This is a genomic window from Streptomyces sp. ME19-01-6, assembly GCF_033793745.1.
Lineage (GTDB): Bacteria > Actinomycetota > Actinomycetes > Streptomycetales > Streptomycetaceae > Streptomyces.
Genome location: NZ_JARAXF010000004.1, coordinates 433,532 through 453,110, shown reverse-complemented (window position 1 = coordinate 453,110; position 19,579 = coordinate 433,532). Strand labels below are relative to the sequence as shown.

At 73.8% G+C, this 19,579-nt stretch carries 12 protein-coding genes; 8 read left to right on the top strand and 4 right to left on the bottom strand.

Annotated features, from left to right (window positions below; all coding sequences use genetic code 11):
• Positions 1–21: 21 nt before the first annotated feature.
• Positions 22–681: a hypothetical protein gene (locus PV419_RS11990; RefSeq protein WP_319687958.1), complete on the bottom strand. Its 660-nt coding sequence runs from the start codon at positions 679–681 to the stop codon at positions 22–24.
• 386 nt (positions 682–1,067) lie between these two features.
• Here PV419_RS11990 and PV419_RS11985 point away from each other — a divergent pair, with 386 nt between their 5' ends.
• Together PV419_RS11985 and PV419_RS11980 are read left to right on the top strand one after the other, a co-directional pair.
• Positions 1,068–2,297, top strand: coding sequence for a rod shape-determining protein (locus PV419_RS11985; RefSeq protein ID WP_319687957.1), 1,230 nt, complete (start codon positions 1,068–1,070; stop codon positions 2,295–2,297).
• A 60-nt stretch (positions 2,298–2,357) separates the two neighbouring features.
• Positions 2,358–4,673 carry a DUF6049 family protein gene (locus PV419_RS11980; protein ID WP_319687956.1) on the top strand — a complete coding sequence of 772 codons (2,316 nt, stop codon included), beginning with the start codon at positions 2,358–2,360 and terminating at the stop codon, positions 4,671–4,673.
• 57 nt (positions 4,674–4,730) lie between these two features.
• On the opposite strand, the gene PV419_RS11975 is transcribed toward PV419_RS11980, so the two are convergent.
• The gene (locus PV419_RS11975; protein ID WP_319687955.1) at positions 4,731–6,002 is read right to left on the bottom strand and encodes a nucleotide sugar dehydrogenase; all 1,272 of its coding nucleotides are present in this window, start codon (positions 6,000–6,002) and stop codon (positions 4,731–4,733) included.
• Between the two features lie 276 nt (positions 6,003–6,278).
• Between PV419_RS11975 and PV419_RS11970 the strand changes: the two genes are divergently transcribed.
• The gene (locus PV419_RS11970; RefSeq protein WP_319687954.1) at positions 6,279–8,000 is read left to right on the top strand and encodes a glycerol-3-phosphate dehydrogenase/oxidase; all 1,722 of its coding nucleotides are present in this window, start codon (positions 6,279–6,281) and stop codon (positions 7,998–8,000) included.
• A 42-nt stretch (positions 8,001–8,042) separates the two neighbouring features.
• Here the strand turns inward: PV419_RS11970 and PV419_RS11965 are convergent, their stop codons facing one another.
• On the bottom strand, positions 8,043–9,275 hold the full coding sequence (locus PV419_RS11965; protein ID WP_319687953.1) for a serine hydrolase domain-containing protein: 1,233 nt from the start codon (positions 9,273–9,275) through the stop codon (positions 8,043–8,045).
• A 184-nt stretch (positions 9,276–9,459) separates the two neighbouring features.
• Between PV419_RS11965 and PV419_RS11960 the strand changes: the two genes are divergently transcribed.
• From PV419_RS11960 to PV419_RS11950, 3 genes are all read left to right on the top strand, one after another.
• Positions 9,460–11,430 carry a protein kinase domain-containing protein gene (locus tag PV419_RS11960; RefSeq protein ID WP_319687952.1) on the top strand — a complete coding sequence of 657 codons (1,971 nt, stop codon included), beginning with the start codon at positions 9,460–9,462 and terminating at the stop codon, positions 11,428–11,430.
• Between the two features lie 145 nt (positions 11,431–11,575).
• Positions 11,576–14,713, top strand: a complete 3,138-nt coding sequence (locus PV419_RS11955) for a protein kinase (RefSeq protein ID WP_319687951.1) — start codon at positions 11,576–11,578, stop codon at positions 14,711–14,713.
• An 88-nt stretch (positions 14,714–14,801) separates the two neighbouring features.
• Positions 14,802–15,185, top strand: coding sequence for a VOC family protein (locus tag PV419_RS11950; protein ID WP_319687950.1), 384 nt, complete (start codon positions 14,802–14,804; stop codon positions 15,183–15,185).
• Positions 15,186–15,206: 21 nt separating this feature from the next.
• Here PV419_RS11950 and PV419_RS11945 read toward each other — a convergent pair whose 3' ends face one another.
• The gene (locus tag PV419_RS11945; protein WP_319687949.1) at positions 15,207–16,775 is read right to left on the bottom strand and encodes an AMP-binding protein; all 1,569 of its coding nucleotides are present in this window, start codon (positions 16,773–16,775) and stop codon (positions 15,207–15,209) included.
• A gap of 134 nt (positions 16,776–16,909) precedes the next feature.
• Here PV419_RS11945 and PV419_RS11940 point away from each other — a divergent pair, with 134 nt between their 5' ends.
• Entirely contained in the window at positions 16,910–18,073 is a 1,164-nt protein-coding gene (locus PV419_RS11940; RefSeq protein ID WP_319688177.1) for an acyl-CoA dehydrogenase family protein, read from the top strand.
• 8 nt (positions 18,074–18,081) lie between these two features.
• Positions 18,082–19,104, top strand: a complete 1,023-nt coding sequence (locus PV419_RS11935) for an acyl-CoA dehydrogenase family protein (RefSeq protein ID WP_319688176.1) — start codon at positions 18,082–18,084, stop codon at positions 19,102–19,104.
• The last annotated feature ends 475 nt before the right edge of the window (positions 19,105–19,579 follow it).

Sequence of the window (19,579 nt, the reverse complement as noted above, 5' to 3'; positions counted from 1 at the left end):
CCCGTTTGGTGTGTCGGTGCGTCAGCGGTTGCTGAGGCGGTAGGAGGTGGAGACCGCCGCGGCCGGCGACAGGATCATGAAGATCCAGGTCAGGGCGTCGGCGTCTTCCTTCCACGCGTCGAACAGACCGCCGCCGGTCTTGGCCCCGAAGAGGGGCGTGTTGAAGTGCTCGAAGAAGATCTCGAACGAGGACGGCGCGTCCTGGCCGATGCTGGCGAGCTCCTTCTCGTGGTTGCCCAGGAAGTCGGCCGTGACCATGGCGTAGCCGTACAGCTCACCGAAGAACACCGCCGCGAAGGCCAGAACCGCGCCGATCACCCACAGCGCGGGGTTGCGGCCGCCCAGCTTGGCGATGACAAAACCCACGAGCGCGCCGACGGCGACACCGGCGTAGGCGAACTGAGTGATCTTCGGCTCGTTGCCGTCCGTGTCGGCCAGCGCGCTCAGCAGGAAGGCGTAGAGGAACCCGCCGACCAGAGCGGCGACGACGGCGGCGAGGACGGCGACGGCCGGGTTGCCCGGGCGGCCGACCGGCGGCGCCGGCGGCGGGAAGCCACCCGCGAACTGCGGCTGCTGCTGCGGGCCGCCGTACTGCGGCTGCGGCGGCTGGGCCGGGTAGCCGTAACCACCGGGCTGCTGGGGCGGCTGCGGCTGCTGAGGCTGCTGCCAGTTCTGGCTCATGGAGATCCCCCGGGGATGAAGGTGATGGTCCGTGCTCCGGGGATTTTCGCTGATGGGAGCGCGGACGAGGAGTTCGAGCCATAAAACTAACAGCTGGGCACGACAATCAGACAAGTCGTGTCTGTCGTCCGTGACACGCCTGCGACCGGACGGAGACAACCTGTCCGTCCTTATACGGATTTGACGCCCACTATTCCGTGACGCACTTGGCGACGAGGTAACGCTCCACCTCTGTAAACGGCGTAGCAGGCGATGTCGTTCCGCCCCTGGGTCTCCTCCTGTCGGGGATCGTGATCATGAAACACGGTAGCAGCGGTCACGTCGCACGAGGGTGCGATCGACATCAGTGCCGGGCAAGAATCCGGCATAAGCAATAATGTCAACTTATGGCGCAGAACAAGACGTTCACGGGACGTGATGTCGGAATCGACCTCGGCACGGCGAACACCCTGGTGTACGTGCGGGGTAGGGGGATCGTGCTCAATGAGCCGTCGGTCGTCGCGGTCAGCACGACGGACGGGAGCGTGCTGGCGGTCGGCTCCGAGGCGAAGGAGACCATAGGGCGTACCCCCTCCAACATCGTCGCCGTCCGTCCGCTGCGGGACGGGGTCATCGCCGACTTCGAGATCGCCGAGCGGATGCTGCGGCACTTCATCAAGAAGGTCACAGGCGGCCGCCGGCTCGCCCGCCCCCGCGTCGTGGTGTGTGTGCCCTCTGGCATCACGGGCGTCGAGCGGCGCGCGGTCACGGAGGCCGCCTCACAGGCCGGGGCGCGCCAAGTGCATCTGATCGAGGAGCCGATGGCGGCGGCGATCGGCGCGGGGCTGCCGGTGAGCGACCCGACCGGCTGCATGGTGGTCGACGTGGGCGGCGGCACGACCGAGGTGGCCGTGGTCTCGCTGGGCGGGATCGTCACCGCCCGCTCGGTGCGCATGGCGGGTGACGCGATGGACGCCGCGATCACCGCACATGTGAAGAAGCGGTACGCCCTGGCGATCGGGGAGCGCAGCGCGGAGGAGATCAAGGTGAGCATCGGCTCCGCCTCACCGGTCGGCGCCTGGTCCGCGCCCGGTGGCGGAGCGTCCGTCCGGCGCCCGGAGCGGAATGTCGAGGTGGTGTCGGCCGCCCCGGGCGGCGAGGGCCTTTCGCTCGACAAGCCCGACAAGCCCGACGGGCCCGGCAAGGGTGACGGGCCCGGCAAGGGTGACGACGCGGAGCAGACACAGACGCTGCTGCCGCCGGACCGTTGCACCATCCGTGGCCGGGACTTGGTCACCGGGTTGCCGAAGGTCCTGGAGCTGACGGCGGACGAGGTGCGGCACGCGCTGGCCGAGCCCGTGGACAGCATCGTCGCGGCGGTGCGCTCCACGCTGGACGAGACCCCGCCGGAGCTGGCGGGCGACATCATGGACCGGGGCATCGTGCTGACCGGGGGCGGGGCGCTGCTGCGCGGCCTCGACGTCCGGCTCAGCGGCGAGCTGAACATCCCGGTGTTGGTGGCCGACGCCCCGCTGGACTGTGTGGCCCTCGGCACCGGCCGGTGCGTCGAGGACTTCGCGTCGCTGCGTACGGTGCTGGATGCCCGGCCCCGGGGGCTGACCACCGCGCGGGGCTGACGCCGGGCCGCCCGGGCGGGGCCCTTGGAAGTGCGGTACCGGCCCGCCCATGGTGGTCTGGTGACACCGCGTCCGTCCACGGGGGCGGTACGGACCGACGTCGAGGTGGCGGTAGTGGCACGCGACGGGAGATGCGCGCGAGCGATCGTCGCGGCGGTCGCGGCCCTGAGCGCGGTGCTGGTCGCGCCGGTCCTGCCGCCGGCACCGGCCGCGGCGGCCGTGCCGTCGTACGAGAACTCCCGCGCCGCGCCGCCCGGCCCCGGCTATTCCGCCGGCCACGGTCCTGGCCATGGCGGCCACCACCGGAGCTCGTACGCCGTGACCGTCCGGCTGGCGTCCGTGAGCCCCGCCGTTCTGCGGCGCCAGGACGGCTGGCTCACGCTCAGCGGCACCGTGGTCAACGACTCGCGGCACCGCGTCACCGGCGCGCACGTGGGCGTGCGGACCGGCCGGGCGGCGCTCGGCACGCGCAGCGGCCTCGCCGTCGCGGCCGGGCGCACCGACCTGACCCGCGCGGACGGCGAGGAGATCGCCGATCACACCCACCGGCTCCCCTCCCTCGCCCCCGGTGCCACCCGCGGCTTCCGGCTGCGGGTCCCGGTGCCGATGCTGGGGACGGCCGGCGCGGGGGCGTACGGGCTGACGGTAAACGTGGCCCGCGCGGACGGGGCCGTCCTCGGGCTGGCCCGTACCTTTCTGCCGGTCTATCCGGAGGGCACGGCGTACGAGCCGCTGCGCACCACCGTGCTGTGGCCCGTCACCGACACCCCGCACATGGAGGCGCTGACCCTGCGCACCCCGGACAGCGTGCGGCCGGTGTTCCGCGATGACGCGCTGGCCGCCGCGTTCGCCGAGGGCGGGCGGCTGCGGCGGCTGGTCGAGACGGGCGCGCGGCTGCCGGTGACCTGGGTGGTGGACCCGGACCTGGTGGCGCAGGCGCGGGCGATGGCGGACGGCTACCGGGTGGCCCGCACCCCCGGCGCCACCGATCCCCGGCACACCACCGCGGGCGGCGGCGGGCGGGCGGCGGCGGCCTGGCTGGCCGCGCTCAAGCGGGCGGTGCGCGGGCGGGACGTCGTCGCGCTGCCGTACGCGGACCCCGACCTGGCCTCGCTCGCGCGCGGCGGCCGCGGCGGCGACGCGCTGGCGGGGCTGCTGCGCCGGGCGTCCCGGGCGGGCAAGGACGTGGTGGACCGGGAGCTGGACACCGACGCCCGCGCCGATGTGGCCTGGCCGGCGGGCGGCGCGGTGGACGCCGGGATCGCCGCCTACGCCGAGCGGCTGGGCCTGGCGACGGTGCTGGCCTCCGGCGGCACCGTCGCCAGGCTGCGCCGCTCCTCCGGCGCGCTGGTCACCGCCGGGGCCACGGACGACCGCGCGGTCGCGTTCGGCGAGCGGATGACCGCCCTGACGTACGACACGACCGTCGGGTCGCTGCTGGCCCAGAGCCGGCCGGGCGCGGGGGTGGCCGGGGCGCCGCTCCGGCTGAGGCTGCGGCAGCGGCTGCTCGCGGAGAGCCTGACGGCCGTCCGGGAGCTGCCGTACGCCCCGCGCTCCTTGGTGGTCGTCCCTCCGCGCCGGATGTCGGCCGGGGCGGCGCGCGCGGTGGCCGAGGCGGTGTCCGAGGGGCTGGGAGCGGGCTGGCTGGAGCCGTCCCGGCTGGAGGTGGCGGCGCACGACCCGGAGCCGGGGCAGTTGCGCGAGGCCGGGGGCTACCCGGTCGCGCTGCGCGCCTCCGAGCTGCCCGCCCGCTCGCTGGCGGCGGTCGCCCGGGACCAGCGGCGGCTGCGCACCCTCTCGAAGGTGCTGTCCGACCCGGGGCGCACCACCGCCTCCGCGTACGCCGCGATGGCGCGCGCGGTCTCCATGAGCTGGCGCGGGAACCCGGCGGGGGCGCGCGCGTACCGGCGCGGTGTGAGCCGCTATCTGTCCGCCTCGATCGATTCGGTCCGGCTGGTGCCCAAATCGACGGTGACGGTCGCGGGACAGTCCGCGACCATCCCGGTCACGGTCGACAACGGGCTGCAGCAGGACCTCACCGGAGTGGAGCTGCGGGTGGCCTCCAGCAGGCCGGAGCGTCTTGGCGCGGTGGACCGGGCGGTCGGGGTACGGGCGTCGCGGGCGGTCAGCCGTACCGTACGGGTCCGGGTGAAGGCCCACGCCAACGGGCCGGTGCGGCTCACCGCCCAGCTTTACACCAGCTTCGACGGCAAACCCTGGGGCCGCCCGATCACCTTCACGGCCGATGTCCGGTCGGTGCCCTCGGGGGCGGTGGCGTTCGTGGCGGGCGGGGTGGGGCTGATGGTGCTGGCCGCGGCGTTCCGGCTGCGCCGCGCGCGGGCGCGGGGTGGTGAACCGCCGGGCGCACGGGGGTGATGCGGGTTTGCGGGGGCGGCGGCTCAAAGCGCTCGGACGGCGGCGAGGTGGCGCGGCTCAGAGCCGGTACGCCATGCCCGCCGGGCTCGCGCCGCGCGTGTCCAGCAGCAGCTGCGCCTTCACGGCCAGGCCCTGCAGGTCGTAGCTGCGGTGGTGCTGCAGCAGCACCGTCAGGTCGGCGTCGGCCACCGCCTCGTACAGCGCGTCGGCGCGCGGCACCGGCCGGCCGAGCACCCGCCACCGCGCCACGAACGGATCGTGGAAGCTGAGCTGGGCGCCCAGCTCCATCAGCCGGGAGGCGATCTCGCGGGCCGGCGCCCCCTCCTGGTCGCCCACGTCGGGCTTGTAGCTCACCCCGAGCAGCAGCACCCGGGCGCCGCGCGCCGACTTCCCGTGCTCGTTGAGCAGGGCCGCGCAGCGCCGGGTGACATAGCCCGGCATCCGTCCGTTGACCTGCTGCGCCAGCTCCACCATGGCCAGCGGACGGCCGGGGCCGCGCCCGCCGTACGGCGGGCAGTCCGAGGCGATCGGCGCGCCGTGGCCGCCGACGCCGGGCCCCGGCCGGAAGGCCTGGAAGCCGAACGGCTTGGTCTCGGCGCAGCGGATCACGTCCCACAGGTCGACGCCGAGGTCCTGGCAGAACATCGCCATCTCGTTGACCAGGGCGATGTTGACATGCCGGTAGTTGGTCTCCAGGACCTTGACGGTCTCGGCCTCGCGCGGGCCGCGGGCGCGTACGACCTTCTCGGTCAGACGCCCGTAGAAGGTGGCGGCCGCCTCGGTGCAGGCGGGGGTCAGCCCGCCGATGACCTTGGGGGTGTTGGGGTAGCCGTACGCGCGGTTGCCCGGGTCGAGGCGGCCGGGGGAGTAGGCGAGGTGGAAGTCGCGCCCGGCCCGCAGCCCGGAGCCGTCCTCCAGGATCGGCCGCAGGAATTCCTCGGTGGTGCCGGGGTACACGGCGGATTCGAGCACGACCGTGGTGTGCGGGCGCAGCTGCGCCGCCAGCGCGCGGGCGGCCTCGCCGACCGCCGACAGGCCGGCCGTCCGGTCCTCGCCGAGCGGGGTCGGGGCGCAGATCACGGCGGTGTGGACGCGGCCGAGCTCGGCGGGGTCGCTGGTGGTCCGGAAGCCGCCGGCGGCCATCCGGCGCAGGTCGGCGGCCGACAGCGCGCCGTCCCACGCCCCGGACGGCAGCCTGCCCGCGCGCAGGTCGGCGGCGGCGCGGGGGTCGGGGTCGTAGCCGAGCGTGCGGACGCCGGCGGCGGTGGCGGCCTGGACGAGGGGGATGCCGAGGTGGCCGAGTCCGATGACGGCGAGATCTGCGGGCATGACGTCGTGCCGTCCTTCCCGAGGCGATTCCGGATGGCGCAGAATAGCGCGAAAGGGCATGAATGCAGACTAAGCGGAAATATGACTCGTAATCAGTATTGATGCGGGGTGTTGCGGTGCGCTGTTGCGGCGCGGTGTGGCGACCGGCGTCCGGCGCCGCCTCCGTACCGGCATGGCATCTCGGGCCCCGGCATGGCGTCTCGGCCGGAAACCCAGCAAAATCGTTCACGAACGTTGTGATCTCGATCACTATCTCGATCGCCACGGGAGGCAGCGGTGAGGACACCGACACTGGGGCCGGCCGAGCGCGGCGAGGCGCTGGCCCGGATGGCGGACCAGGAGTTGGACGTGCTGGTCGTGGGTGGCGGGGTGGTCGGGGCCGGCATCGCCCTGGACGCCGTCACCCGGGGCCTGGAGACCGGCCTGGTCGAGGCGCGGGACTGGGCGGCCGGCACCTCCAGCCGCTCCAGCAAGCTGATCCACGGCGGCCTGCGCTATCTGGAGATGCTGGACTTCGCCCTCGTACGGGAGGCGCTCAAGGAGCGCGGGCTGCTGCTGCAGCGGCTCGCCCCACACCTGGTCAAGCCGGTGCCGTTCCTGTATCCGCTCAAGCACCGCGCCTGGGAGCGCCTGTACGCGGGCACCGGCGTGGCGCTGTACGACGGCATGTCGCTCTCCTCCGGGCACGGCCGCGGGCTGCCCGTGCACCGCCATCTGACCCGGCGGCGGGCGCTGCGGGTCGCGCCCTGTCTGCGGAAGGACGCCCTGGTCGGGGCGTTGCAGTACTACGACGCCCAGATGGACGACGCGCGCTTCGTCACCACGCTGGTGCGCACCGCCGCCTCATACGGCGCCCATGTCGCCAACCGGGCGCGGGTGGTGGGCTTCCTGCGGGAGGGGGAGCGCATCGTCGGTGCCCGGGTGCGCGACATGGAGACACCGTCCGGGACGAAGGGCGCCGATGTCGAGGTCCGCGCCCGCCAGGTGGTGAACGCCACCGGGGTGTGGACGGACGAGACGCAGGCGCTGATCACGGAGCGGGGCCAGTTCCACGTGCGGGCGTCCAAGGGCATCCACCTCGTCGTGCCCAAGGACCGGATCCACTCCACGACCGGGCTGATCCTGCGCACCGAGAAGAGCGTCCTGTTCGTGATCCCGTGGGGGAGGCACTGGATCATCGGCACCACCGACACCGACTGGGACCTGGACAAGGCCCACCCGGCCGCCTCCAGCGCCGACATCGACTATCTGCTGCAGCACGTCAACGAGGTGCTGGCGGTCCCGCTCACCCGCGCCGACGTGGAGGGCGTGTACGCCGGGCTGCGCCCGCTGCTGGCCGGCGAGTCGGACGCCACCAGCAAGCTCTCGCGCGAGCACACGGTCGCGCATGTCGCGCCCGGCCTGGTGGTCGTCGCGGGCGGCAAGTACACCACGTACCGGGTCATGGCCAAGGACGCGGTGGACGAGGCGGTGCACGGCCTCGACCAGCGGGTCGGCCCCTGCGTCACCGAGGAGGTGCCGCTGGTCGGCGCCGTGGGCTACCAGGCGCTGTGGAACGCGCGAGCGCGCATGGCCCGGCGCACCGGGCTGCATGTGGCCCGCGTCGAGCACCTGCTGAACCGCTACGGTTCGCTCGCCGAGGAGGTCATGGAGCGGATCGCCGAGGACCCCTCCCTGGGCGAACCGCTCGCCTGCGCCGACGACTATCTGCGCGCCGAGATCGTCTACGCCGCCTCCCACGAGGGCGCCCGGCACCTGGACGACGTCCTGACCCGGCGTACCCGCATCTCGATCGAGACCTTCGACCGGGGCACCCGCTGCGCACGGGAGGCCGCCGAGCTGATGGCGCCGGTGCTGGGCTGGGGGCAGGAGCAGACCGACAAGGAGGTCCAGCACTACGAGAAGCGGGTCGAGGCGGAGCGCGAGTCGCAGCTCCAGCCGGACGACCTGACGGCGGACGCGGCCCGGCTGGGGGCGCCGGACATCATCCCGCTCTGACACCCCGCCCGCGCGGGGTTCCGTCGCGGTACGCGCCGCGCGTCAGGTCCGGCAGAACTCGGCCTTGAGCAGATCCCCCTCCGCCTCGGCGGAGGGGCGCGTTTCGCTGTTGAGGCGGTAGGCCAGCACATGGCGGCCGCCGGAGGCGGCGACGACCTGGACGTAGGAGCCGCTGATCCGGCCGTTGTGGCCCCACAGCGTCACCCCGCAGGACAGCCGCACCGGGAAGAGGCCCATCCCGTACCGCCCGTCGGAGGCGGCCGTGTCGCGCATCTGCCGCAGCGCCGCCGGCGGCAGCACGTCGCCGCGCAACAGCGCGGCGTAGAAGCGGGCCAGGTCGTCGAGGGTGGAGATCGCCTCGCCCGCGGCGCTCGCCAACGACGGGTCGAGGTCGGTGACGTCGCGGAGGGTGCGGCTGCGGATGGCGTAGGCGCGGCCGTGCGGGGCGGGGAGCGTGGTGCGGGTGCCGGGGAAGGACGTGCCGCGCAGGGCGAGCGGGGTGAGCAAGCGGCGCTCGGTCTCGGCGGCGTAGGGGCGCCCGGTGACGCGCTCGACAACCAGGCCCAGCAGGACGTAGTTGGTGTTGGAGTAATGCCATGTGGCGCCCGGGGCGGACCGCGGGCGGTGGGAGACGGCGATGCGTACGAGCTGCCGCGGCGTCAAGGGGGAGGCGCCGGGCGGGCCGGACAGCCGGCGGGCCACGCGCGGGTCGGCGGCGAAGTCGAACAGACCGCTGGTGTGGGTGAGAAGCTGCCGGAGGGTGATCTTCCGGCCGTCGTTGCCCCGGCCGCGCACCAGCCCCGGGAGGTGCTCCTCGACCGTGTCGTCCAGGTCGAGCCGCCGCTCGTCGGCCAGCTGGAGGACGACCGCCGCGACAAAGGTCTTGGTGACGCTGCCCGCGCGGAAGCGGTCGCTTTGGCGAATTCGCCGCCCGGTGCTGACATCCGCGAGCCCGGCAGAGGCGAAGCGCGTCCCGCCGCCGCCCAGGGCGAGCGCGGCGGCGCCCGGCGCCCGGCCCTCGGCCACCAGTCGCCGTACGGCGGCGCGCAGGGCCGCCTCGGGGGTCCGCCCGCCGGAGTGCCGAACCGTATCGAGGATGCGTCCGCCGGAGTGCCGGACCGCCACCGTGCCCGGCGTGGGGGCCGTGCCGGGCGCCGCCGGGCCGCCGCAGCCGGGGATCACGGCGCCCAGAAGCGCCGCCAGCGCGAGCGCCGAGGCCCGCGCGCTGCCCCGTCTCGACCGCCCCGGGGCGCGGATCGGCAAGCGGAGCGGCATGTCGGAGCCCTTTCGTCGGCTTCTCGGCGGGCTTCATCGGCTGCGAACCCCCAGATGTTCGCAGGTGTGGCCGCGGCCGCCACGCCCGGGCCCGGACCCCGGGACTTCCGTCGGTCCGCGGATGAGGGACAATGGGGGCTCTCCCAGGGTGGGTTCAAGGCGGGTTGATTTGCAGAGGGGACGCATGTCGGAGGCGGAGCGGACGCAGGGCTCGACCGGGCGCCTCCTCGCCGGGCGGTACCGGCTCGGGGAAGTTCTCGGCCAGGGCGGAATGGGCACGGTCTGGCGGGCGCATGACGAAACGTTGGGGCGTACCGTCGCGGTCAAGGAACTGCGCTTCCCGTCGAGCGTCGACGAGGACGAGAAGAGACGGCTCATCACCCGTACGCTGCGCGAGGCGAAGGCGATCGCCCGCATCCGCAGCAACGGCGCCGTCACGGTCTACGACGTGGTCGACGAGGACGACCGCCCCTGGATCGTCATGGAGCTCATCGAGGGCCGCTCGCTCGCCGACGTCGTACGGGACGACGGCCCGCTCACCCCGCGGCGCGCCGCCGAGGTGGGGCTCGCCGTCCTCGACGTGCTGCGCGCCGCGCACCAGGCGGGCATCCTGCACCGCGACGTGAAGCCGTCCAACGTCCTCATCTCCGACGACGGCCGCGTCGTGCTCACCGACTTCGGCATCGCGCAGGTCGAGGGCGACCCCTCCGTCACCTCGACCGGCATGCTCGTCGGCGCGCCCTCCTACATCTCGCCCGAGCGCGCCCGCGGCCACAAGCCCGGGCCGCCGGCCGACCTGTGGTCGCTGGGCGGCCTGCTGTACGCGTCGGTGGAGGGCGTGCCGCCGTACGACAAGGCCACCGCCATAGCGACGCTCACCGCCGTGATGACCGAGCCCGTCGAGCAGCCGAAGAACGCGGGGGTGCTGGAGGAGGTCATCTACGGTCTGCTCGACAAAGACCCCGAGCGGCGGCTTGACGACGCGGGCGCGCGGGCGCTGCTGAACCAGGCGCTGGACGCCCCCGACGAGGGGCGGTCCAAGGCCGCGGCCGCCAACGCGACCCGCACCATGACCCTGCCGCCCGCCCCGCCCGAGGACGCCCCCGCGGCGCCCGACGCGGCCTCGGACCGGGTGCGCGGCGCGCTGCGCTCCGTACGGAAGGCCTCGGCGGCGTCCGCCGCCGTCGCCGGATCGGGTGACGCGGGTGCGTCCGCCAACTCGGCCGCCTCCGCCGCGAAGAAGTCCTCGGGCAGCAAGCCCGCCAAGGCAGCCAAGCCCGCCAAGCCCGCCAAGGCCAAGGCGGCCCCCGCCTCGGGCCCCGAGGTCCCGCCCGCCCCGCAGCCGCCGCGCGCCCCGCTGACGGACGTGGTGCCCAGGCGCACGCTGGTGATCATCGCGGTGATTGTGGCGCTCGCGGTCGTCGGCACGGTGCTCGCCATCGCGCTGAGCGGGGGCGACGACGGTGGTGACCAGGGCAAGTCCGGTGGCCGCGAGACGGCTTCGGCCGGTGCGAGCGACAACACGAAGGACGGGCAGGCCGGGAAGGACTCCGGCAACCAGTCCGGCCAGTCCCCGGACGCGCAGGCGTCCACCGAGAAGCCGACCGACGACGCGACCAAGGGCGGGTCCGGCAGCTCGGACGAGGGCGACGACAGCGACAAGGGCAAGGGAGACGACGGCGGCGACAAGGGCTCGCTGCCGGACGGGTACGCGACCGTCAAGAGCGCCGACTTCCCGTTCACCATGGCGATGCCCAAGGGGTGGAAGGTCCACCGGGAGAGCGGCTACCCCGGCAGCCGGTTCTACTACGGCGGGTCCGGTATCCCGCGCATCCAGGTGGACTTCACCACGTCACCGAAGGCGGACGCGGCGGCGGCGTGGCGCGACAGCGAGGGCTCCGTGAGCAGGACCACGCCCGGGTACAAGCTGATCGGCATCGAGTCGGTCAAGTGGCACGGCTATCCCACGGTCGCCGACTGGCAGTTCGAGCGCGACAAGGACGGCAAGCGGGTCCGGGTGCTCAACCGCGGCTTCCGGGCGGACAGCAGCCATGGCTTCGCCATAATGATCACTTGCGAGAAGAGCAAGTGGGACGAGAAGGAGTGCAAGACGCTGCGCGACACCGCGTTCGACACCTTCGACATCACGGACTGAACACTCCGGTCGGCACGGGACGCCCCGGGCACGTATCGTGAGAGGCCGCGAACCGTACGCAGCGGCAAGCGCGGGCAAAACGCCCTTGATTGACGGTTTCGTGCGGTGCGGATGAGGGTGTGGATCGCGCGCTCGGGGAGGCGTCGTGGACGAATACGCGGGTCGGGTTCTCGCCGACCGCTATCGCCTGCCCCTGCCCCCGGCCGATGAATACGAACTCGTCGAGACCTGCGCCTTCGACACCTACAGCGGCCAGGAAGTCCACCTCAGGCAGATACCGTTGCCGGAGACCGTCGACGCGGAGGTCGTCGGCGACGACGGGCGCTACGGCGCGGGCGGCCCGGGCGGCCCCGGGGCTTCGGCGTACTCCGGGGCTTCAGGGCGTACGAACGGGATGGGCCGCGGCGTCCGTGGCGGCGGCGCCGACCCGGCGGTGCGCCGTGCCATCGAGGCCGCGACGGCGGCCGCGCAGGTGCCCGACCACCCACGCCTCGACCAGGTCTTCCACGTCTTCGTGGAGGCCGGGAGCCTGTGGATCGTCAGCGAACTGGTCGCCGGCCGGCCGCTGGCCGCGCTGCTCGCGGAGCGGACGCTGTCCCCGTACCGCGCCGCCGAGCTCGCCCACGACATCCTCACCGCGCTGCGCGCCCTGCACGCCGACGGCTGGATCCACCGCAACATCACCGCCCGGACCGTCCTCGTCTGCGACGACGGGCGCGCCATGCTCACCGGGCTGGCGGCGGGCGCCGCGGAGGAGGCGCTGTGCGGGTACGACCCGGTGCCCCGGCCGCCGGCTGACCCGGCTGTCCCGGCCGACGGGGCCGACGGGGCTGAGGCGGCCGATTGGCCGGAGCGGGGCGGGCGTTCCGCCCCGGCGGGCCCGGCCGTCGAGGGACGTTCTGCCGACGGCGGCGCTCTGCCCCCCGGCGGTGGTCCCGCCGCCCGCCAGGCGCCGCCGCTCTACCGCGACCAGGGCGCGGCGGGCGGCTTCCCGGCACCGCGCGATCCGGGTGGGCGGGGTGCTTCGGGTGCGGCGCAGGGCGAGGGCGAGCCGCGCCCCCGCCCGCAGGGCGGCCCGGCGGGCGGGTTCCCCGGGCCGCGCGGTGCGCTCGAACAGCCCGGCCCGGGCCCCGGGTTGCGGCTGCCCCCCGGCTCGGAGTGGCGGCCCGCCGAGCGCGACGAAGGCCCGAGCGGCCTGAACGGCCCGAATGGCACACACGGCACGCACGGCGTCGGGCCGGGCGTGCCCGGGGCACGTCCGGGCGAACCGGCCTCCGGCGGCCGCGCCTCCGCCCCGGCGGCCGGCGACCCACAGGGCGCCGCCGAGCGCGCCGCACGGGCCAGCGCGATCGCTGCCTACGCGGCGGGCGCCCGCGCCGCCGCGCGGGCGCACGTCGAGGGCTCCGCGCCCCGCAGCGCGCACCCCAGCGCGGCCGACGGCCCGAGCGGCCCCGCCGCCGACCGCGCGGAAGGCGCTCCGCGCCCCACACCCGACCCCAACGGCGCCGCCCCGGCCCCGAACCGGCAGGCCGACCAGAGTTCGCATGGGGCCCCGGCGCCGTACGCCGAGCTGGACCCGAACTGGCCGACGGCCTCGGACCCGTATGCCGACCGGGCTCGGCAGACTGACCGGGACGCCGCCCCGGCCCCGAACCGGCAGGCAGCCCCGGCGCCCTATGCCGATCGGGACCCGAACCGGCAGCCCGATCTGGGCACACAGGCCGATCGGCGCCCGAACACGACCCGGGCGCTGTACATCGACCCGGGCCGGCCGGCCGACCCGAACGGGGTCCCGGCCTCGGACCGGCGGGCGGGCCCGGGCTCGTACGCCGGACCGAACCGGCAGGCGGCCCAGGCGTCGTACGGCGTCCCGGACAACGCCGCCCCCGGCGGCACCTCAGGGCCCGGAGCGGCGGCGGCCGACCGCGGGCCCGCCGACCGCCCCGCGGGCGGCGCGGGCTCGTGGGAAGACGGCGCGGCAGCCGCCCATGGCGCGCGGCGCGGACCCGCGACCGCGCTTGCCGCCGAGCGCGCACGGCAGGCGCGGATTGTCGTGGTGGGGGCCGTCACCGAGCGGTGGGCGCCCGAGCAGGCGGTTCCGGTCCACGAGAACTGGCGGCTGGCGCCCCCCGTCGGCCCGGCCGCCGACCTGTGGGCGGTCGGCGTGCTGCTCTTCCGCGCCGTACAGGGGCACGCCCCGTACCCGGAGGAGAGCGCCGCCGAGCTGGTGCAGCTGGTGTGCTCCGAGGCGCCCGCGTACGCGGAGGAGTGCGGTCCGCTGCGCCCGGTCGTTGAGTCGCTGATGCGCCAGGACCCCACCGAGCGCCCGGACTTCGAGGAGCTGCGCGGCTGGCTGCGGTCCCTGATCCGCTCGGCGCCGGAGCCGGACGTGGGCAGCAGCACGGTCACGGTGCCGTCGATAGGGCCGGGCGGGGCGTCCGACCCGAGGCGGCTGCCCATCGTGCGCCGCCGGGGCTGGCTGGTGCGCAGGGGCCGGGCGGGTGGCGCGCCGAGCGCCGCGCACGGGCGGCACAAGCGGGGCAAGCAGCCCGGTGAGCGCCGTCCGCGCAGGCTGGGACGGGTGCTGCTGACGCTGATACTGCTGGCTCTGGCGGCGGCGGTGCTGTACGCGATGATGTTCATGCCGCGCGCCGACGAGGAGAACGGCCAGGGCCGTACGGGCACGGCGGGTTCGCAGAGCGACGCGCCGAGCGCCTCGCGGGAGCCGTCGACGCAGAAGCCGCCGCGCAATTCGAACGGGGGCGGGGCGGGTTCGGGCACCTCCTCGCCGGACGACCGGCAGCCGCAGTCGACGCCGCCCGCGGGCCTGGCGAAGGGCTTCGTGGTGCGCAATGACCCCAAGGGGTTCAAGGTCGCCGTGTACGAGTCCTGGACCCGGCGCGGCGAGAACGCCCGCGACCAGATCCGTTATGTCGGCGGCGACTTCGAGCTGGTCGTGGTGGCCGGGCGGGACAGGGAGTCCGAGTTCGGCGCCGACCCCATGGCCTACCAGCAGAACAAGGAGTCCGAGCTGGCCGCCTTCCGCGCCTCCTCCTGGGCCTCGTCCTCCGGGCTGCGCCGGATCGACGTGGGGCAGACGGCGATGGCCGAGGGGGAGTTCAGCTGGCGGGACAGCAGCGGCCGCAATGTGTACGCCCGCAATATGGCGATGCTCATCAACGGCCGGTACCACGTCGTCCTGGTCATCGGCCCGGCCGACGAGCGCCGCGCGGTCGCCCGCTACTTCGAGCAGGCGACGGCGACGTACAGCACGATCGGCTGAACCCGTCACAGAGCCAGAGCCGTAGCGCGTCGCCCTCCGGCACGCGGCCGATGATCGACTCTCGGATTGTCTCCATATACTGACGGGCATGGCATGCCGCATCAGTGAGCTGGTCATCGACTGCGCCGACCCCGAGCGGCTCGCCGCATTCTGGAGCAAGGTCCTCGGCTACGTCGAACTTGCCCGGGAGGACGACGGAAGCATCGAGATCGGGCCGCCCGACGCCGGCTTCGGCGGCCCGCAGCCCACCCTCGTCCTCAGCCCCAGCAGCGAGCCGCGGGCCGGGAAGCTCCGACTGCACATCGACGTCAACGCCACCGACCGCGACCAGGACGCCGAGTTGGAGCGGCTGCTCGCTCTTGGCGCCAGGCCCGCCGACGTCGGCCAGACCGGCACCGAGAGCTGGCACTGCCTGGTCGACCCGGAAGGCAACGAATTCTGCCTCCTGCACGCCCGGCTCCAGCCTCTCTGACCACGTGCGTCCCGGCGCGCCCTAAGCGAACCGCTCCCGCAGCTTGTACTTGAGCACTTTGCGGAGCGTGTCGTTGCGCGGCAGCGCGTCGACCACTTCGAGCCGTTCGGGAAGTTTGTGCGTGGACAGCCCTTGGGCGCGCAGATACGCGGTCGCGGCCTCAAGGGTGAGCGGTTCCGCACCGGCGGGCTGTTCGACGACCGCGCACACCAGCTCGCCGCGGACCGCGTCCGGCAGCCCGATGATGGCCACATCGCCGACGTCGGGGTGCTTGTAGAGCAGTTGCTCGACCTCTTTCGCGGAGATGTTCTCGCCCTTACGGATGATGATGTCCTTGGCGCGGCCGGTGAGGACGAGATGCCCCTCCTCGGTGAGGTGCCCGAGGTCGCCGGTGATGAGGAAGCCGTCGGCGTCGAACGCCTCGCGGGTCTGGGCCTCGTCCAGATAGCCGGCGCAGACGGCCTCGCCGCGCAACCGCACCTCGCCGTCCATCCCTGAGGGCAGCGATTTTCCCTCCCCGTCCACGATGCGGATCTCCATGTCCGCCGGCGGTCGCCCTTCCGTGGTCGCGAGGTGGTGTGGGGTGTCGTCCGGCGAGCCCATGGTGATCATGGGGACTTCGGTCATGCCGTAGCCGTGGGTGAGCTGGCAGTCCAGCTCGCGGACGACCTCGTAGTACAGCTCGGGCGGCTTGGGGGCGCCGCCGCCGGCCAGCAGCCGCAAGGTGGGGATGAGCTTGTGCTCGGGGTCTTTGCGCTGTTCGGTCAGGAACATCGAGTAGAAGGCGGTGCTGCCGCCCGCGACCGTGACCTTGTGCCGCCGGTACGCGGCGAGCGAGGCGGGCAGCGCGAAGTGTTCGAGCAGCACGGCGGGGAAGCCGTACATCAGCAGCATCACGGTGTAGTCGGGCCCGGCCACATGGGCGTACGGAAAGGCCATGGAGCCGATGTCGTCCTGGCGCAGCCGCAGCGCGTGGCCCAGGCAGGCCCCGGCGGCGATGAGGCTGCGGTCGGTGTGCAGGACGCCTTTGGGCTCGGAGGTGGTGCCGGAGGTCCAGTAGATCCAGCGGACGGCGGTCCCGTCGGTGGGCGGCGGGGGCAGCGGTACGGCGTCCGGATCGGCCTCGGGGAGGGTGTCGTACGCCTCGAAGACCAGGGGCGGGTCGGGCAGCCGCGCGGCGAGGCGGCGGGCCATCGCGGTGTGGTCGAAGCCGCGCCAGCAGCCGGGGACGGCGAGGAAGCGGGCGCCGGAGGCGCGTAGCGCGAAGCCGACCTCCCGGTCGCGGTAGAAGGGGATGAGCGGGGTCTGCACGGCGCCCAGGCGGGCCAGGGCCATGGTCAGGACGACCGTTTCGATGCGGGTGGGCAGCTGCCAGGCGACGCGGCTGCCGGGGCGCACCCCCATCCCGTACAGCCCGGCCGCGGTGCGCTCGGCGCGGGTGCGCAGCGCGCGGAAGGTCAGCCGCCGGTCGTCGCGAGCGGAGTCGGCTGCCTGCAGCAGGGCGGGGGTGTCGGGGGTGAGGGCGGCGCGCCGCTCGACCAGTTCCCACAGCGTGGCCGATGTGCCGAGTTCATGCGCGGTGTCGGTCATGCCGGACCTCCAACTGACGGGTAGTCAGATTGTCCGGGAAGCGTAGAGCTCGGTGCCTTGTCGGTCCAGACTTCGCGGGGCTAGCCTTGGGATTGATCTGACGTAGCGTCAGAAGTATGGCCGAGGGGACGCGGATGGACCTCGACTGCACGGAGGCGGAGGAGGACTTCCGGCGGCGGCTGCGCGCCTGGCTCGCCGACGTTCTGCCCGAGCTGCCGCATCCCCCCGCCCCCGCCGACTGGCCCGGCCGCCGCGCCTACGACCGCGCCTGGCAGCGCATGCTGTACGACGCGGGGTACGCCGGGCTGCACTGGCCGAAAGACGCCGGCGGCCAGGGCGCGACCCCCACCCAGCACCTGATCTTCCTGGAGGAGACCGAACGGGCCGGGGCGCCCTATGTGGGCGCCAACTTCGTCGGGCTGCTGCACGCGGGCCCCACCATCGCCGCCGAGGGCGACGCCGGGCAACGGGCGCGCTGGCTGCCGCCGATCCTGCGCGGGGACGAGGTCTGGTGCCAGGGCTTCTCGGAGCCGGAGGCCGGATCCGACCTGGCCTCGCTGCGCACCAGGGCGGTGCGGGACGGCGACTCCTATGTCGTCACCGGCAGCAAGATCTGGACCTCGCACGCCGAGGTCGCCGACTGGTGCGAACTCCTGGTCCGCACCGCTCCTGTCGGCGACGAGGTGCCCAAGCACCGGGGGATCTCCTGGCTGGCGATGCCCATGGACGCGCCGGGGGTCACCGTACGGCCGCTGCGCACCCTCGCCGGCACCGCGGAGTTCGCCGAGGTGTTCCTGGATGAGGTGCGGGTGCCGGTCGCCAACCGGATCGGGGCGGAGAACGACGGCTGGCGCGTGACGATGGTGACCCTCTCCTTCGAGCGCGGCACGGCGTTCGTGGGGGAGGTGGTGGCCTGCCGTCGGGTGCTGGAGGCCCTGGCGCGCGAGGCGAAGGCCAACGGGCGGTGGGACGACCCGGTGCTGCGCCGCAGGCTGGGGCGGCTCGCGGCCGAGTTCGCCGCGTTGTGGCGGCTCACCCAGTGGAACGTGAGCGAGGCGCAGCGCACCGGCGGGGTGCCGGGTACCGGCGGCTCGGTCTTCAAACTGCGCTATTCGCAGGTGCGGCAGGAGCTGTACGACGCGGCCGCGGAAGTGCTGGGCGCGGGGGCGCTGGACGCTGAGCACGCGTGGGTGGCGGACCGGCTGTCCTCGCTCTCGTACACCATCGCGGCGGGCACCTCCCAGATCCAGCACAACATCGTCGCCGAGCGCATCCTCGGCCTGCCGAAGGGACGGTGAACCAGGCCGTGGACTTCCGGCTCACGGACGACCAACGGGCGCTGCGGGCGGGGGTCCGCGAGCTGCTGGAGGGGCGGTTTCCGCGGGAGCGGCTGCGGGCGGTGGTGGACGCCGGTGCGCCCGTGGTGGACCGCGCGCTGTGGCGGGAGCTGGGCGGGGCCGGGTTCTTCGCGCTGCGGCTGGCGGAGGCGGACGGCGGTGTGGGACTTGGCCTGCCGGAGGCGGTGCTGGTCTTCGAGGAGGCGGGCCGGGCGCTCCTGCCCGGGCCTTTGGTCGCGACGCATCTGGCGGCCGGTGTGGTGGAGGGCGCGGCCGGGGGCCGGGCCGTGGTCACGGCGCTGGACGCGGCTGGGCCCCTGGTCGAGCACTTGGCGTCGGCCGATGCCGTGTTGGTGATCGGTGATGAGGGTGATGAGGGTGATGACGAGGGCGACGGGGCCGGTGGGGGCATCGGCGTGCTGTCCGCGGCCGGGCTCGCGCGCTCCGCGCGGCCGATACGGTCCGTGGACCCGGCGACGCCGCTGCACCGCCTGGACCTTGGCAGCCGTCCGGGCCAGGAGGAGCGGGGGCTGGCCGCGTTCCCGGCCGACCCCCGCTCCACGGCCCGGCTCAGGCGGGAGGCGGCGTTGCTGACCGCCGCCCTGCAGCTCGGCAGTGCGGCCCGTACGGTCGAGATGGCCGTACGCCACGCCGGGGAGCGCTCCCAGTTCGGCCGGGCGATCGGCGCCTTCCAGGCCGTACAACATCTGTGCGCCGGGATGCTGGTGCGTGTGGAAACAGCCAGAAGTGTGGTTTACGCCGCCGCTGTCACAGAAGACGCGGGTGAAGTGACCGCCGCCAAGCTGCTCGCCGACGAGGCCGCCGTCCGCAACGCGCGGGACTGTCTGCAGGTCCACGGCGGGATGGGCTTCACCTGGGAGGCCGATGTCCATCTGCACCTCAAGCGGGCCTGGGTCAGGGCCGGGCAGTGGCAGACGGCGGCCGAGGCCGAGGAGGAACTCGCGGCCGGGCTGCTGCGTATCGGCGTATGAGGTTTGTGACCCGAGTTCGTGGATACGCCTGAATTGTTCAGGTGTCGCAATTCCTGGGGACATCCCCAGGGTCTTCGAGGTGACCGAGCGTTGATACCGGGTTGTTTCCTAGGTGTGACTCGTCACAGGGTGGAGTCGGGCCCGCGCTCCGGTACTCTCCGTTGCGTGCGAGCGGTTTTGGGGTGCGGTTATCCCGGCGTGGCCCATGGGGCGACTCCGGGCACGCCAATGTGCCCCGCTCGCGCGGGGTGCGCAGGCTCGGCGCCCCGATGTTCGACTCCCCACGGCGCGCGTCGCACAGTATGCCCCATGCATACTCCTTGGCGCTGGAATATGACCGAAGCGCTTGTTGGGGTGACTGTACGTCAACCATGCTGTCTCGCAAGGGGGTACCTCCCAGCGGTCGTAGCTGGGGGAGAGTCACGTTCCGTGACCTCTTGGAGATACGAGGCGATGTGTCCGCCGGTTCGGATGG